Source organism: Staphylococcus sp. GDB9P120P, assembly GCF_017893435.1.
GTDB lineage: Bacteria > Bacillota > Bacilli > Staphylococcales > Staphylococcaceae > Staphylococcus > Staphylococcus cohnii.
Map to the genome: position 1 here is coordinate 638114 of NZ_JAESNB010000002.1, position 16157 is coordinate 654270.

A 16157-nucleotide genomic window follows, 5' to 3' on the forward strand; every position below is an offset into this window, starting at 1 on the left:
GTCGTGAAATCATTGGCATTATTATCGATTAATTATAATTCAAAAACAATAGGTATGCATCATCATTTTATGGTGATTCTTCCAGAAGATGAAAGTTATTTCAAAAAAAGTACGCAACCTAAGCCATTAAAAACGCTTTTATTACTACATGGATTATCCAGTGATGAAACTTCATATATGCGTTATACAAGTATCGAGCGCTATGCGAATGAGCATCAACTTGCAGTTATTATGCCTAATGCAGATCACAGTGGTTATAGTAATATGGTTTTTGGTCATAAGTATTATGACTATGTATTAGAAGTACTTGATTATGCGCATCAAATTTTACCTCTGTCACAAAAGAGAGAAGATAATTTTATCGCAGGTCATTCTATGGGTGGTTATGGAACGATTAAGTTTGCATTAGCTGAAGGACATCGATTTGCTAAAGCTTGTCCCTTATCGGCTGTATTTGATGCTCAGGCGTTTATGGATTATGATTGGTACGATTATTCCGGAGAAGCTATTGCAGGCGTCTCTAAAAACGCAACAGATAATGAACTGGATCCGTATTATTTGGTTGATCAGGCTATTCAACAAGATAAAAAGATACCAGATTTATTAATCATGTGTGGTACAGAAGATGCGCTACATGAAGATAATAAAAAATTCATTAAATATCTAGATGAAAAGCAAATTTCATATTGTTTTGAGGATGGACCTGGTGAGCATGATTATGCTTATTGGGACTTTGCCATTAAACGTGTTATGGACTGGTTAGTTAAAGCATAGTATATGGTAAATAACATCTTTAAATAATGAATAAAATCAGAACGATGAAATCAGTTTAAATATAAAAAGGGCTAATCCACTTGATAGGGATTAGCCCTTTTGTACTGTACTAGGTGATTAATTTGTAATATTGTCGTATTTTTGATGTAGTCATTTGTTTTTGAAAAGCATAGATAACTATAATAAATCTGCTGCTTCGATTTTTTGATTTTTCTATATATACGTTTACTGAGCTGTAGTGCGGTATTCTTCCTCTAATTTTCCTAAATGTCTCAATGTAGGTGTAAGTGCTGCAAAAAAGAATCCTTCTTTTAATTTACGTGCTTGTGGTGCACGTGGAGAGTATGCTCTAGAACCACCGTTGACCATTGAAGCTTGGTTTACTTCTAATAATAGATAACCAGCTTCTTTTTTAATTTTGATCAGTTGGGCAAAATCATCGTCCAGATGATTGTTGTCAATAATATGATAAAATGCGCTTTTAAGTTGTTTATATTGTTGTTCATATGCATTGATATCAAATTCTAAATATTTATTGATGCCATTTTGTGCGTCGGAAAATTTATGAATTAAATCTAACGAATCTCTGATTGAGCCGAGTGCTATAGGAATTTGTAAAGCTACAAATTGTGGTCGAATAGCAGAAGCAAAGCTTTTTGCTTCTTTTGTTATAATTTGTGATTCAGGAATCTCTACGTTATTCATTTCAATAGAAAACGTAGCTGACCCATTGACACCTAAGAAATTTGATTTTTCATCTAAAGTAATACCTTCTTGGTTGGCTTTTACAATAAGCATGACTAATTCATCTGTATCATTTGCCTTAGAAATTGCTCCGAAATAATGATCGGACGCAATATTACTTATTGCAGGCAATTTACCATTAATAATTAATGTATTGTCATTATAATGATGTGATAAATTAAATGATTCCAAATCGTTGAAAGATTTCATAGGGTTAGATAAACCTGTTGCTCCTAAAATTTCTCCATTTAACAACTGTTTTTGTAAAGTTTTATTTAAATGTGGTTGATTTGCGTTTTGTAAATATGTTGAAAAAGCTAATTGGCACCATAAACAAAAGCCTGTAGTTAAACAAGATTTTGAGACTTCCTCAATAACTTCTGAGTTGTTTTTTAAGTCATTTTCAGAAAAATAGCCATCTTTAAATAAACCTTGAATAAATGGTCTTGGGTAATAACTTCCCTCGTCAATTTCAATAACATAGGGATCTAATTCTGTTTCAATACGTTTTTGTAAAGTCATATAAATTACTCCTTTATTCTCCAAATCTAATTAAAATTAATTTTTCTAAATAACTAATAATTCTATCTATAATAAATCCAAAGAGTCCAATAAAGAAAATAGCTGATAATACATCTTCTAAATTTAACATATTGCGTGCATCTACGATTAAAAATCCTAGACCAGATTGGGCTCCAATCATTTCACCTGAAACTAAGAAAATCCAACTTGTTCCCACTGCCATGTGAATACCAGCCATAATATGTTTAAATGAAGCGGGGAATAAGATGTTACGGTACAATGTCCACCCAGTTAAATTCATATTTGATGCTATTTTTAAGTATTGAGGCTCAACATTTCTAACGCCTTTAATCGTACTAAATACGATCGGGAAAAAAGCAGCGATAAAGATGATAGCCATTGCTGGTAAACTTCCAATGCCAAACCATAAAACGACAAATGGTGACCAAGCAATAGGTGAAATAGGTCGTATAAGTTGAAATAATGGTTCTATTGCAGTGTGCAATAAACTACTGCGTCCTAAAAGAAAACCTGTCGGAACACCAATTAAAATTGCGATACTAAATCCAACGAAGAATCGAAACAAACTGATGCCCAAGTGTGTGAATATTTCCCCGGTAATAATAAAATGCCAAATACTCTGTGCTACTAAGATCGGCCCTGGAAGTAGTATAGGTTTATAATTCCCAACCCAAATGACGCATTGCCAAATAAATAAGAAAAGTATGAATGTTAGTATAGGTAAAGTTTGCTTTTTAATTAAATTGACTGACATGCTGCCTATGCCTCCTTATATAGTGTTGGATCAACGAATGATTTATACGATGGTGTTTTAAATAACTGATGTTGGTTGACCAAATGTGTAATTTCTTGATAACCATCTTTTTTAATAGATAAATCTCCATATGATGTCCATTCTGCGGATTGTGTCAATACTTTTTTGTCTTGTTTAAAGTGTTTAGACATAATATCAACGCTTTTTGATTTATCATCCATTTGATATCCAGCTTTTTTATAATCAGCGATAAAACTTTGAGCAACATGTTTTTGATTTTTTATTAGGTCAGTTCTAAGTACTAAAGCACAACAGTATGCATCGGGAATCACTTCATTACCATGTTTTAAAGTTTTTCCACTGCCCAACTTTTCTCCTAATGCGCCGAAAGGTTCAGCCACAGAATATCCAGAGATTCTATGTTCATTAAGTGCAGCTGGCATTTCTGCTGGAGCCATTTCATGATAACTGAATGTTTGATTATTTAAATTTAATTGTTTTCTCATTTCTTCCAATAATAAGTAATGTGTTGAATAACGATGGGGGATAGCAAAACGATATTGACTCCCATTACTAAAGTCATTCACTGTTTCACCTTTTTGTCCCATAATGACATTACCTTCATGATGTCCTAGCGCAACTGCTTTAATATCAGCACCTTTTTGTTTGGATTTCATAGCTAATTCTATCAAAGTTGATGCGCCATCAATCCTTCCGCTATTTAATGCATCCATAAGATCTGGCCAATTATTAAACTTAATTAATTTTAATTTGTAACCATTATGTTTGGCTTGTGCTTTTACTTTTTGAGTCATCATTAAGTTAGCAGAATGTGTAATTGGCAAATAACCAATTTTTAATGTCTTTTGATCTTGACCATGGTTATTATTCTTCTGAACAGATTGATTACTACATGCACTTAATATAAGGATTATAATTATTGGAAAGATGATTATTTTTTTCAATAGTTACAACTCCTTATATGTAATATTCGGGTTCTGCTTGATGATGATTTAATGCGAATTTTTCCATAATGTTATTTCTTAATGTTAATAAATAACTATCATTTCTATTTCTCGGATGTGATTGTTCAATTGAATATTGGCTTATAATATTACAACCATCTCCGAGTAAGATAATGTGGTCAGAAAGATAAATGGCTTCATCGATGTCATGCGTAACTAGAATTATCGTAGCTGTAGAACGTTTTTGGAGTTGTACAAGTTGATCTTGTAATTTATAACGTGTAAAAGCATCAAGTGCGCCTAATGGTTCATCCATCAATATGACTTTTGGTTGATGTACCTGGGCACGACAAAGTGCCACACGTTGTTTCATTCCTCCAGATAATTGCTCAGGAAATGTCTTCCCTTTATGATCTAAATCAACATATTTTAAATAATTATTGATTTCATCATCACTAATTTCATGATTTAATCCTAAACGAATATTGTCATTTATATTTTTCCAAGGTAGTAAATTATGATGTTGAAAAATCATTAAACAATCAGGTGATGGATTTTGCTTTAATTGATCTTCAATTGTAACAGTGCCTGATGAAGGTGTTAAAAAACCGCCTATAATGTTCAACATGGTAGATTTACCACAACCACTTTTACCTAGAAAAGTTATTATTTTGCCTTTTTCAATATTTAAATTGAAATCATCGATTACACGATGGTCTCCAAATTGATGTTGGATGTGATTAATGCGAATCATGACAACACCTCTATTATTCCTATCTATTTAGTAAGTTTTTTTGATAAAAAAAAGAGCGGTAGAAATCTAAAATGTATCATTTGATTTCATATTGCCGCTCCTTGAATAGTCTTAAGGTTATTTATAAGTTTGATCAAATCGTCAGTTCAAATTTGTATGACTGTTTTCATTGATACTTATAAATAACTTTTGCTAACTAAATCTGCGCAATTATAAATTTTAATTATAAAGAAAAGATTTAGTTATAATTTTTCAATATCGTCAATAGGTGTATCTACAGCTTTTCTTGCACGACGAACGGCATCTTCATCAGGTGCATCATATAAGCAGATACATTTTGACATATCTTCACATACATAAGTACGTTGGAATTGAACTTCAGGTACTTCTTCATAGTGGACAGAATTTTTCTTTTTACGCGCTAAATATTGGTCCATTGTAATACCTTCTGGGATATTCCACGTAACTAGGTAATCAACATGTGCATCGCCTTTTTTAACTTCTTCTAAATCTTTACCTACTAAGCGAACTTCTTTAACTAAATTAATATTGATAGATGCATCTTCAAGAAATTGTTTAGCTTCTGTGTCATTGTTAGCTTCTACAATAAAATAGCCGTGTGTTAAGTCTTCTGTTGCTTGAACTTCAATCAATGTTGGTACTTCACCTGTAGTAAGTTTTGCTGCTTTATCTTCTAAGTCTTTTTTAGACTTTGCGAAATCAAGATTATTTGCTTCGAGTAAATATAATGTCATTTAATAGAACCTCCAATGTTAATAATAAATGTATAATACAATAATTCTTATCAAAATACAAGGATATAAAAGTATATTATTTTAATTTTCTGATAATTGTTTAAAATTTTATTCTATGAATAGGACACTTTACAATGAGTTTGAACGGGTGTGTACATTAAATGTATTAGACACAACTGAAGTGAAATAGTAGGGGGAACGAGTAACTAAGTTTTGTAAAACTAAAAAAACGTCAATTTCTATTATAAATATAGAAATTGACGTTTAACATTTAGCTCGACTTGTTTATGTTTCAAGCGTTTTTAGTTTTGAGCTTAGATATTATAGTAAAACTGTTGCTAAAATTGGTGCGACAACGACTACGATAACACCTACGATTACAAGTGAAATAGAGGCCATTGAAGCTTCTGTCTCACCAAATTCTTGTGCGGATGACACTCCTAATGAATGACCACTTGTACCAAGTGCTAGTCCACGAGCAATAGGGTTTGTAATGTTAAATAACTTAATGAGTTTGGAACCTAAAGCATAGATAATGACACCATTTAAGATAACTGCTAGTGATGTTAATTCTTTGATACCACCAATATCAGCTGATACTGGTAATGCAATGGCAGTTGTAGCACCTTGTGGTAACATAGATGCAATGATTTCATTTGAAAATTGGAAAGCATTTGCAATGAAATAGATAAATACCAACGCAGCTGTTGTTCCAAAAGCAATGCCACCAAGTATCTGTTTCCAATATTTCTTAAGTACATCGCGTCGTTTATATAATGGAATTGCAAAACAGATAGTTGCAGGTTCTAAAAAGAAATTGATAATGTCGCCACCGATTTTATAATTGGCATAGTCTATGCCTGTTAATTTTAGGAAAGCAATACCAAAGACCATGCTGACAAATAATGGGGTGAATAAAAAGAAGCCATTTGTCTTCTTGAATAAAATCGTCGCTATGATAAAAGGTATAATTGATAATAAAATTCCGAAATAAGGTGTGTTAATGCCCAAATGATCTATCATAATTTTTCCTCCGCTAACTGATTAGGTTTTCTTTTCTTAGGTATAAATGATTTCGTAATTAGCATTTGTGAGAAAAATCCTGTGCATAGTAATAACAAGATTGTAGAAATGATAATTAGTAATATAATCAGAATAGGACTCTGACTTAATACGCCTAATGAATTAATAACTGATATACCTGCAGGTACAAATAAGAAACCAATATTATTTGTTAGCGTCGTACCAACTTTTTCAACTTCCCCAAGTTTAACAATCCCTGTACATAATGCAATAAATAATAAGACTAGACCTATCACTGATGCTGGCATAGGAATAGGCATAAAACTTTCGATGATATTTGATAAAAGCATGATGATTGCCAACACTAGTACTTGATGAAAAAAGTTATATGTTTTTGAATGGTTTGGCTGTTTCTCAGCTTGTTTTATGTTTGTTTCCATATTGTATTTCCTCCCGAATTAATCTTGAGTTAATTATAATATGAAAACGGTTACTGATAGTCGTTTTAAAGGTGAATTACGAAACGTATATGCTGAGTTGCATTAATTACGACGTGACACTCAAATTAATCCCATATCTTGCTTGAATGTTTTCATATATGAACGACTAACTTGGAATTTTAATGCATTTGTCATAGTGAGTTGGTAGGTATAGTTAAACCAATGTTCAATTGTTTGTATGTGTACTTTATTAACAAGAGTGGCACGGTGAATTCTCATAAACAAAGGGTTTGCAATTTTTTTCTCGTAATGATTAAGTGGCTCAGTTGTATGATAATTTTCTTGTAAGGTATTGATTGTGGTAATACCGTTATTGACAGAAATAGCAATAATATCTTCTAAATTAATGATATGAATACGCTCATCTACTTCAATAGGTAATACCATTTGTGATGTTGGTGCATTATCTTTTTGTGTGTCATTTGGATGCTGAATCACTTCAGTTGCTTGTTTGTAACTGTCATGATCTAGTGCAATTTCAACTTTGTGAATAGCTTGGGCAATACGTTTTTGTTCGAATGGCTTTAAAATATAATCCGTTGCATCTAGTTCAAATGCTTTAACAGCGAAAGTATCATGCGCTGTAGCAAATATAATATGTGGTGGGTTTTGCATTTTATTAATTTTATTAGCTAAATCTAGTCCACTCTCTTCCATTAAATTAATATCTAAAAAGATTACATCATAATGATCATAAAGTAAGAGTTCTAATGTCTCTGAAACATTTTCTGCTTCATTGATTACCTCAAAGGTACGAATTTCATTTAATAAGTAATGTAGTTCGTTACGCGCTAAAGGTTCATCATCTACAATAATTGCTCTCAATGTTTATCTTCCTCTCTTATATAAAATGGAATTATATAACTCACGTTAGTACCGTCTTTGCTAGAATGAATATGCATTTTAGCCGTAATGCCAAACAAGCCTTCTAATCTGTGGTTTAAATTTTCTAATGCGCTACCTGTGCCTAAATCCGAATAAACACGTGTTTTGCCTATGTTATTAATTTTATCATCCGGGATGCCTGAGCCATTATCTTCAACTGATATATATAATCCATCTTCTGTTTTATAAGCAGTTACGATAATACGATTGTTATATTTACGATTTTTAAAGGCATGTTTGATTGCATTTTCTATAAGTATTTGTATCGCAAATGGTGGAACAAGCGCACCATAACATGAGTCTTCAATATTAAATGAAACATCAAAACGATCTGGATAACGTGCTTGTTCAAGTGATAAATAAGCCTCGACTTGTTGTAATTCCTTCTCAAGTGAAATGGTATTATTCCGTGCACCTTGCAAATTTGAACGGAAAAATTGACTGAGTTGTAACAGTAATTTTCTCGCCTTTTCACTATCAATTCTGACTAAGGCAGAAATTGTGTTGATGGCATTGAAAAAGAAGTGTGGATTTACTTGTGCTTGTAGTGATTTGATTTCAGCATCTCTAACCAAAGCACTTTGTGTTTCAGCTTGTCCTAATTCAAGTTGACTAGAAAAAATCTCTGCAAGACCAGAAGCTAATTGTTTATCGGAATGAGAAACATCATGCTTATTTGTAAAATATAGTTTTAAAGTTCCAACAACATCATTCTTAACGCTTAGTGGAACGACAATGGCTGCTTCGAGTGGGCATTCAGGGTGATTACAACCAATATCTTCCCTTGAATATGCTTCTTTTAAAGTACCTGCTTGAATTGCTTGTTTAGAAAGATTAGTAATGATTTGTTTTTGCGCAACATGATGATCACTCGCCGCACCCACATGCGTTAATATATCTTTTCGATTGGTGATAGCTACTGCCGAAACACGCATAAGATTTAAAATAATGGTAGCTGCTTGTTTGGCAGAATGTTCATTTAATCCTGACCGGAAAAATGGTAATGTTTCATTTGCTAGTTGTAGGACATCATGTGTTTGTATTGCGCGTGTTTCTTCTTCTTGCTTAATTGTTGATAATATAATTGATAAAAAAATTGCAGTTCCGATTGAGTTGATTGAAATCATAGGTAAAGCAATGAGTTTAACTAAAGACCAAGCATGCTCTGTATTATCAGAAAAAATTAAGATACAAATCATTTGAATAACTTCTGTAGTACCGCCAATGATCGTACCTTTAACAATAGTAGGATACTGTCGTGCACGCATTGCTCTATAACCAAAATAACCTGATACTAGTGCGATAAATATAGATGAAATTAGATAGATATAAGCATCTGCACCACCAATATAAACACGGTAAATGCCTGAAATCATTGCTACAAAAATAGCAACGAATGGTCCTCCAATTAAACCTGAAACGCCGATAGTAAGCACGCGCGTATTTGCGAGAGAAGCTTCAGGATCTAAATGATTATAGACACTGCCATTAACGACTTCATTACCGTTAATTTGTATGCCTGTAAAGTTTGAAATCATAGAGAAACATCCGAAGATAATGATGAGTTGCCATTGCGAACTTCGTTTATCTCTTTGGTTCATCATTGTTTTAAAATGATTAATATTCATTAATATATAAGCGATAATAATAATAAGACCTACACGTTCTAGTAATAAAATAAATAAATTTAACATCTCATACACCTTTATAGATAATTTGTCTATCTAGTATAATACATATATTTGATAATGCATTAATTATTCTTTTAGAAAGGATTAGAAATTTTAAAAGGTGTCAATATATTTTGTGGAATAATCAAAAAAAGACACTTAATACACTTTGCGTGCTGTTTTTTAGCAATAAATTGAAGTAAATGTTATTTTTATCTTATTGACTTTTTCAAAAAAAAATTTTGAATTTTAAAAAGTCATATTTACTATGTAATCATTATTATAAGGCAAGAGGAAATGTTTTGAAGCTTGAAGCGTTAAATCATTGATAATGATTATAGTTGTTTCACGGGGATTTAGGAGGCAAAATTATATGGAATCAGAACAACCATTTGAAGGAGATAACAGACTTCTTTTAGGTATTTTTTTAAGCGTAATAACATTTTGGTTGTTTGCTCAATCGCTCGTTAATATCGTTCCTGCATTAGAATCATCTTTCTCAGCTAGTTATGGAACAATTAATGTAGCTGTAAGTTTAACCGCACTTTTATGTGGTTTGTTTGTTGTAGGTTCAGGAGGTCTTGCTGATCGGTACGGTAGAGTTAAAATGACTTATATCGGTTTGACTTTAAGCGTTCTCGGATCATTACTTATTATCATCCCGGGATTTGTCCCTTTACTTGTACTTGGGAGAGCAATACAGGGATTATCTGCGGCATGTATCATGCCTTCAACATTAGCAATTATAAATGAATACTATATTGGAAGAAGGCGACAACGCGCGTTAAGTTATTGGTCTATTGGTTCATGGGGTGGTACTGGCATTTGCTCATTCTTCGGTGGTATCATGGCTACATTTGTTGGATGGAGATCTATATTTATTATTTCGATAATGGTAGCTTTAGTGTCTATGTATTTAATAAAACACACACCAGAAACAAAAGCAGTTCAAACTGAGTCATCAAAGCGTGCCAAATTTGATTTTGTAGGGCTAATTATATTAATAGTTGCAATGCTGAGTGTCAATTTAATCATTACACAATCTTCAAATTATGGTTTCTTTTCGCCACTTATTTTGATGTTAATTGTGATATTCATCATTTCAATTATTGTATTTGTATTATTTGAAAACAAAGTTAAAAACCCTTTGATAGATTTTAAACTTTTTAAACACAAAGCATACAGTGGTGCTACAGTTTCAAACTTTTTATTAAATGCTGTAGCAGGGACACTTATTGTTGCGAATACTTATTTTCAATCAGGATTACATTTCACATCGTTTCAATCAGGGATGATGACCATTACTTATTTAATAGCTGTTTTAATCATGATTCGCGTTGGAGAAAAGATTCTTCAGGAGGTAGGTCCTAAAAAACCTATGCTTATTGGTGCAGGACTTAATGCGATAGGTATTCTATTAATCTCTTTCACATTTTTACCAACGACTGTTTATGTTATCAGTTGTGTGTTAGGTTACTTAATTTATGGTGTAGGCTTAGGTATGTATGCAACACCTTCAACAGATACAGCTGTTACTACTGCGCCGGAAGATAAGGTAGGTGTCGCATCAGGCGTATATAAAATGGCATCTTCACTTGGTAACTCATTTGGAGTAGCAATTTCAGGTACAATATTTTCTATTATGTCTACTAGCGCTAATATTCATGTTGGTGCCATGTATGGACTATGGTTTAATGCTGCACTAGCAATCATTGCATTTATATTTGTATGGATATTAGTTCCGAAAAAACAATTCAACAATTAGTATATAGTAATAAGATTTATGAAATTAATAACAAAATGAAATGCATCCTTAATGCCAGGTTAAATCTCTAGCATTGAAGGGTGCATTTTTAAATTGGTCTATAAGTCATAAACCAGAGGAATAAACGCTAATAGTATGAGTAAGTTAGTACGGAATATATAGTGATATTATTGGTTATCATTAGAAAATCATATTATAATTTAGTAAACGCTTACAAGGAGGTTTGGATTGATGCAAACTTTATGGCAAAATGAACAAAACCGTTTAGCTTTACTAAAACAACTTGTAAATCACCAAACAATTACGAATACACAGGGAGAAAAAACATTTCCGAATCTGGTAAAGCAACTGTTATTACAGCTTGATTATTTTAAGACTAACCCTAAGCAAATACAAAAAATATTGACGGATGATGATAAAGAAGCACTAATAGCCTTTTATCATGGTTCTCAATCAGGTAAAACCATTGTACTCGTAAGTCATTATGATACAGTTGGCATATCAGAATTTGGTTTAGCTCATGATTTAGCTTGTAATCCTGACAAATTAGAACAATACTTTTTAGAAAATCAAAACTATTTGGATGAAGGCGCAGTGCAAGACCTACACAGTGGAGACTATTTATTTGGTCGAGGCATCATGGATATGAAAGCAGGTCTCATGCTACATATGTCTTTAATTGAATTAGCATCGATTGAGCAATGGGATATTAATCTTATTTTAGTTACGGTTCCAGACGAGGAAGTAAATTCTTCTGGTATGAGAAAAGCAGTAGAAAAATTAGCGGAATTAAATGCTACTTACGATTTGGATATACAATTACATTTGAATAGTGAACCTACTTTTCAGCAAGCTGCATCGGATGAAAAACATTATATATACTCTGGCTCAATTGGTAAAATCATGCCAGCAGTACTGTGTTATGGAAAAGAAACACATGTTGGCCAACCTCTTGAAGGGATGAGTGCTAACTTTATGATGAGCTATATTACACAAGCAGTAGAGTATAATACACAGTTAAAAGAGTATTTTGAAAATGAATCCACTCCAGTACCTGTTACATTAATGATGAAAGATATTAAAGATACATATGATGTACAAACGCCATTTAAAACTATAGGATTATTTAATTTCTTTTTATTCAATAAAACGCCTAAAGATGTTTTTAGAGAATTTATAAATACAGTCATCACTGCTGTTGATCGTTGTGAATCAGATTGGTTGTCTGTATTAGAGGCAGAGGATTACCAATTTGATAAAAAAATTAATGTTTTGACATATGAGCAACTTAAGCAATACGCCATCAAAAAATATGGTGAGAAAACAATAGTTAATATTATAGATCAAACATTACAAGAAACGCCAGAGTTGCATTTGCAGAATATTCATATTGCCGATAAGTTGATGCAAATATGTAAAAATATTGCTCCTGCTGTAGTGACATTTTTTGCCTCACCTTATTATCCTGCTGTCAATGCTTCATATGACAAACGCGTAGCATCAACTATATCATTAGTGAAACATACATTAAACGAGCAATTTCAACGTAGCAGTGAACAAGTTCATTATTTTAATGGTATCAGTGATACAAGTTATCTAAAGTTTGATGGGGATATGGAACAGATGGCTATATATGAACAAAATACACCTAATTACAATCGAACTTATGTCATTCCTTTTAAGTCAATAAAAACCATCAGTGCACCTACATTGTTGATAGGGCCAATCGGTAAAGACGCACATAAATTGAGTGAGCGATTGCATAAGCAGAGCGCATTAATAGAATTGCCTGTAGTACTAGAAAAAGTTGTTAAATCATATATTTAAAGTAGATAAATAGTTACTACTTGTTAGAGGGTGAGTTATTACGCTATTATGAATTATAAATGTTAAAATAACCTTAATTGAAAAAATGGAGTGTCAAATATGATAGAGGCGTACAAAGAATTTTGGAAAAAATATATAGATTTTCAAAGTAAATCTAATAGATTAGAGTTCTGGACACCAGTACTGATTCATATTGTTAGTATATTTATAGTAGCTATTATTGGTGTTATTGCTTTTATTTCAGGTGCTTTTATTGTTGCTACAATTTTGTCAGTATTGGTTGGGATTTTTGTGTTGGCGATGATTATACCAATGTTTGCTGTAACTTTGCGACGGTTTTATGATGCAGGAAGAAGAAGAACTTCTGCCATTATTCTTATTGCTGTGTCCATTATTGTAAACATTTCATTTGATATGATTCAAATCAATAGTATCGCTATTATACTGAATGTAATTGCATGGATTTGTACGATTATACTAATTATTGAAACATTACTACCTTCTCGTAGTGAAGCGGATGCTAACTTAAAATGGTTATAGCATTTTAAATTCGGATGAACAAATGAGAAATAAATATTTATATGTATAATTTATGGTAGTATCCAAAAGTTTAATGTGATAGTGGAGAAATAAGTTGAGGTTGAATACGCTTGTTTTAATAAAATTAAATCAATATAAAACTTGTTTTTTATTGATTATAAGCCGATATCATTGATAGTCTGAAACATTTTTAGATGTTTCAGACTTTTTTTGTTTATTTTAGAAAATTACAAAAAATATTATCTGAAAATTCATTGTATTAAAAAAAGTAAACCTTTAATATAAAAGAAGAAAGGAGGAGATAACATGGAATGGTTGAAATTGATTGGAATTTTAATTATAGTACTTGGCTTTTTATTCAAGATTGATACGATTGCTGTGATTTTAATCGCTGCTGTAGTGACAGGACTTGTATCAGGTTTGAATTTGTACGTTATTCTTGAAACATTAGGAAAAGCTTTTGTCGATAATCGTTTAGTAACACTTTTTATTTTAACATTACCTATGGTGGGGTTAATTGAGCGATTTGGTTTGAAAAAGCAAGCCTCGAATATGATTGGTAAGGTGAATAAAGTTACGAGTGGGCGATTAATGACCATATATTTATTCATTAGAGAGTTAGCAGGTGTTGCTTCAATACGTATTGGCGGACATCCACAGTTTGTGCGTCCATTGATTAATCCAATGGTACAGGGTGCGTTAAGAACACGTTATAATTTGCAAGAACATGAAGTAGACGAAAAAGATATCGAAAAGATTAAAGCGCAGACTTCTGCGATGGAAAATTATGGTAATTTCTTCGGTCAAAATTTGTTTGTAGGGGCAGCAGGTGTATTGCTAATGGTTGGTACGTTTCAATCTTTAGATATTAAGGTGAATGCCATTGATCTTGTATTAGCGTCATTACCTATAGCTGTTATTGTCTTTTTCATTGTGTGGATAAATAATATCAGATTTGATAAATATTTAGATCGGAAATACGGTAAAAAGCAGGTGGATAGACATGAGTGAGCAAACATTAAATCAAATTTTAGAACTATTTTACATATTAATTGGTTTACAATTACTTTATACCGCATATCGCGTGTTAAAAGCATCAACAAATAGCAAAAAATATGGTACAGCTTTATTTTGGATTTTATTAGCCATTTTATTTATTGCGGGTCCATATATCCCCAATGTTATCAACGGTATATTTATCATAGTTATGGGTATACTGACACTTTGTAAACAAGTGGTTATTAAAAATATTATAGATGTTAACGAAGAGCAAGGTAATGATGGTTCACAAAAATATGGGAATAAATTATTTATACCAGCTATTGTTTTAGCTGTAGCGGCGATTATCGTTTCTAACTGGACGCCACTAGGTGGGGCAATAGGTTTAGGTGTTTCTTCGATATTAGGCTTACTTGCCGCATATATCGTCATTAAGCCAAATGGTAAATATATACTTTACGATAGCGACCGTCTAACACAACAAATTGGAACAGTTGGTATATTGCCACAATTTCTTGCTGCGCTAGGTGTACTTTTTACAGTAAGTGGTGTGGGTGACGTCATTTCGAAAGGCATATCTTCTTTTTTACCAGAGGGCAATCATCTTATAGGTGCAGCTGCATATGTCATTGGCATGGTACTTTTTACAATGTTAATGGGTAATGCATTTGCTGCATTTACAGTTATCACGGCGAGTATCGGTATCCCATTTGTTATCGCTCAAGGTGGGGACCCTGTTATAGCTGGTGCGCTTGCTATGACTGGTGGATTTTGTGGTACGTTATTGACACCTATGGCAGCTAATTTTAATACTTTACCAGTTGCGTTATTAGAAATGAAAAGAGAATTCGGCGTGATCAAAGCCCAAGCGCCAATTGCACTTATATTAATTTTGGTACATATAGGATTAATGTATGTTTGGGCGTTTTAAAGCATAAAAAGTATGTCTTAAATAAAATGAAAAGGGGATGTTAATGATGAAAATTTTAGTAACAGGATTTGATCCTTTTGGTGGAGAGAAGATTAATCCAGCACTGGAAGCCGTTAAATTATTGCCGAATGAAATTGAATCACATCAGATTGTGAAGTTAGAAATACCTACAGTTTTTAATAAAAGCAAAGAAACTATAGTTAATAAATTAAAACAAGAACAGTATGATGTTGTATTAGCAATTGGACAAGCTGGTGGAAGATTTGAATTGACGCCAGAACGTGTAGGCATAAATATTGATGATGCACGTATACCTGATAATGAGGGTAATCAGCCGATAGATGAAGTTATTCAATCATCAGGTGATGCAGCTTATTTTTCAAACTTACCAGTTAAACGCATGACAGAAGCAATTAAGTCTGCAGGTGTACCAGCGAGGTTGTCTAATACAGCAGGTACCTTTGTATGTAATCATATTTTGTATCAACTTGGATTTTTACAAGCAACACAATTTCCAAACATTAAATTTGGTTTTATACATGTGCCTTTTATTCCGCAACAAGTAACAGATAAACCTGAAAAACCATCTATGTCTATTCAAACTATTGCAGAAGGTTTGGAAGCTGCGCTCAAAGCGATTATAGAATCAGATGAGGACATCAAAATTGCTTTAGGTGAAACACATTAAGTTACTTATAGAATAGTGCATTGAAATGAAAAAGCAGTGA

Annotated in this window: 16 protein-coding genes; 7 read left to right on the forward strand and 9 right to left on the reverse strand. The window is 32.5% G+C overall.

The annotated features are described in order from the left end of the window. Nucleotides 1-12 precede the first annotated feature (12 nt). Nucleotides 13-774, forward strand: coding sequence for an alpha/beta hydrolase (locus KA856_RS02835; RefSeq protein WP_107384086.1), 762 nt, complete (start codon nucleotides 13-15; stop codon nucleotides 772-774). A 225-nt stretch (nucleotides 775-999) separates the two neighbouring features. Here KA856_RS02835 and KA856_RS02840 read toward each other — a convergent pair whose 3' ends face one another. The 9 genes from KA856_RS02840 to KA856_RS02880 all read right to left on the reverse strand — a co-directional run bounded on the left by KA856_RS02840 (nucleotide 1000) and on the right by KA856_RS02880 (nucleotide 9391). Further along, nucleotides 1000-2040 carry an acyl-CoA dehydrogenase family protein gene (locus KA856_RS02840; protein WP_107384085.1) on the reverse strand — a complete coding sequence of 347 codons (1041 nt, stop codon included), beginning with the start codon at nucleotides 2038-2040 and terminating at the stop codon, nucleotides 1000-1002. A gap of 13 nt (nucleotides 2041-2053) precedes the next feature. Next, complete coding sequence (locus tag KA856_RS02845; protein ID WP_107384084.1) at nucleotides 2054-2815, reverse strand: ABC transporter permease; 762 nt, start codon at nucleotides 2813-2815, stop codon at nucleotides 2054-2056. Between the two features lie 5 nt (nucleotides 2816-2820). After that, nucleotides 2821-3780, reverse strand: coding sequence for an ABC transporter substrate-binding protein (locus KA856_RS02850; protein WP_107384083.1), 960 nt, complete (start codon nucleotides 3778-3780; stop codon nucleotides 2821-2823). A 13-nt stretch (nucleotides 3781-3793) separates the two neighbouring features. Then, on the reverse strand, nucleotides 3794-4534 hold the full coding sequence (locus KA856_RS02855) for an ABC transporter ATP-binding protein (protein WP_107384082.1): 741 nt from the start codon (nucleotides 4532-4534) through the stop codon (nucleotides 3794-3796). Nucleotides 4535-4776: 242 nt separating this feature from the next. Beyond that, nucleotides 4777-5289, reverse strand: coding sequence for a DUF4242 domain-containing protein (locus KA856_RS02860; protein WP_107384788.1), 513 nt, complete (start codon nucleotides 5287-5289; stop codon nucleotides 4777-4779). 321 nt (nucleotides 5290-5610) lie between these two features. Further along, nucleotides 5611-6312: an antiholin-like protein LrgB gene (gene lrgB, locus KA856_RS02865; RefSeq protein WP_107384789.1), complete on the reverse strand. Its 702-nt coding sequence runs from the start codon at nucleotides 6310-6312 to the stop codon at nucleotides 5611-5613. Continuing rightward, the gene (lrgA, locus tag KA856_RS02870; RefSeq protein ID WP_107384790.1) at nucleotides 6309-6752 is read right to left on the reverse strand and encodes an antiholin-like murein hydrolase modulator LrgA; all 444 of its coding nucleotides are present in this window, start codon (nucleotides 6750-6752) and stop codon (nucleotides 6309-6311) included. The genes lrgB and lrgA overlap by 4 nt, the downstream gene beginning before the upstream one ends. Before the next feature lie 120 nt (nucleotides 6753-6872). Further along, nucleotides 6873-7637: a response regulator transcription factor LytR gene (locus KA856_RS02875; protein WP_107384791.1), complete on the reverse strand. Its 765-nt coding sequence runs from the start codon at nucleotides 7635-7637 to the stop codon at nucleotides 6873-6875. Then, nucleotides 7634-9391, reverse strand: coding sequence for a sensor histidine kinase (locus KA856_RS02880; RefSeq protein ID WP_107384792.1), 1758 nt, complete (start codon nucleotides 9389-9391; stop codon nucleotides 7634-7636). The genes KA856_RS02875 and KA856_RS02880 overlap by 4 nt, the downstream gene beginning before the upstream one ends. A 349-nt stretch (nucleotides 9392-9740) precedes the next feature. Between KA856_RS02880 and KA856_RS02885 the strand changes: the two genes are divergently transcribed. The 6 genes from KA856_RS02885 to pcp all read left to right on the forward strand — a co-directional run bounded on the left by KA856_RS02885 (nucleotide 9741) and on the right by pcp (nucleotide 16117). Beyond that, a complete protein-coding gene (locus KA856_RS02885; protein ID WP_107386345.1) occupies nucleotides 9741-11132 on the forward strand; it encodes an MFS transporter in 1392 nt (463 codons plus the stop codon). 231 nt (nucleotides 11133-11363) lie between these two features. Continuing rightward, the gene (locus KA856_RS02890; protein WP_181187366.1) at nucleotides 11364-12959 is read left to right on the forward strand and encodes a M20/M25/M40 family metallo-hydrolase; all 1596 of its coding nucleotides are present in this window, start codon (nucleotides 11364-11366) and stop codon (nucleotides 12957-12959) included. A gap of 99 nt (nucleotides 12960-13058) precedes the next feature. Next, the gene (locus KA856_RS02895; RefSeq protein ID WP_107384795.1) at nucleotides 13059-13499 is read left to right on the forward strand and encodes a DUF805 domain-containing protein; all 441 of its coding nucleotides are present in this window, start codon (nucleotides 13059-13061) and stop codon (nucleotides 13497-13499) included. Nucleotides 13500-13805: 306 nt separating this feature from the next. Then, nucleotides 13806-14510, forward strand: coding sequence for a DUF969 domain-containing protein (locus KA856_RS02900; RefSeq protein ID WP_107384796.1), 705 nt, complete (start codon nucleotides 13806-13808; stop codon nucleotides 14508-14510). Next, nucleotides 14503-15429 (forward strand): DUF979 domain-containing protein, encoded by a 927-nt coding sequence (locus KA856_RS02905; protein ID WP_107384797.1) that lies wholly within the window; start codon nucleotides 14503-14505, stop codon nucleotides 15427-15429. Before KA856_RS02900 ends, KA856_RS02905 begins: the two co-directional genes overlap by 8 nt. 46 nt (nucleotides 15430-15475) lie before the next feature. After that, complete coding sequence (gene pcp, locus KA856_RS02910) at nucleotides 15476-16117, forward strand: pyroglutamyl-peptidase I (protein WP_107384798.1); 642 nt, start codon at nucleotides 15476-15478, stop codon at nucleotides 16115-16117. Nucleotides 16118-16157 lie beyond the last annotated feature (40 nt).

Bases quoted from the DNA above. Each gene is read 5' to 3' on its own strand.
- KA856_RS02890 (WP_181187366.1), top strand. From the start codon at position 11,364: ATGCAAACTTTATGGCAAAATGAACAAAACCGTTTAGCTTTACTAAAA.
- KA856_RS02860 (WP_107384788.1), bottom strand. From the start codon at position 5,289: ATGACATTATATTTACTCGAAGCAAATAATCTTGATTTCGCAAAGTCT.
- KA856_RS02855 (WP_107384082.1), bottom strand. From the start codon at position 4,534: ATGATTCGCATTAATCACATCCAACATCAATTTGGAGACCATCGTGTA.
- pcp (WP_107384798.1), top strand. From the start codon at position 15,476: ATGAAAATTTTAGTAACAGGATTTGATCCTTTTGGTGGAGAGAAGATT.
- KA856_RS02900 (WP_107384796.1), top strand. From the start codon at position 13,806: ATGGAATGGTTGAAATTGATTGGAATTTTAATTATAGTACTTGGCTTT.
- lrgA (WP_107384790.1), bottom strand. From the start codon at position 6,752: ATGGAAACAAACATAAAACAAGCTGAGAAACAGCCAAACCATTCAAAA.
- KA856_RS02840 (WP_107384085.1), bottom strand. From the start codon at position 2,040: ATGACTTTACAAAAACGTATTGAAACAGAATTAGATCCCTATGTTATT.
- KA856_RS02885 (WP_107386345.1), top strand. From the start codon at position 9,741: ATGGAATCAGAACAACCATTTGAAGGAGATAACAGACTTCTTTTAGGT.
- KA856_RS02905 (WP_107384797.1), top strand. From the start codon at position 14,503: ATGAGTGAGCAAACATTAAATCAAATTTTAGAACTATTTTACATATTA.
- KA856_RS02845 (WP_107384084.1), bottom strand. From the start codon at position 2,815: ATGTCAGTCAATTTAATTAAAAAGCAAACTTTACCTATACTAACATTC.
- KA856_RS02880 (WP_107384792.1), bottom strand. From the start codon at position 9,391: ATGTTAAATTTATTTATTTTATTACTAGAACGTGTAGGTCTTATTATT.
- lrgB (WP_107384789.1), bottom strand. From the start codon at position 6,312: ATGATAGATCATTTGGGCATTAACACACCTTATTTCGGAATTTTATTA.
- KA856_RS02895 (WP_107384795.1), top strand. From the start codon at position 13,059: ATGATAGAGGCGTACAAAGAATTTTGGAAAAAATATATAGATTTTCAA.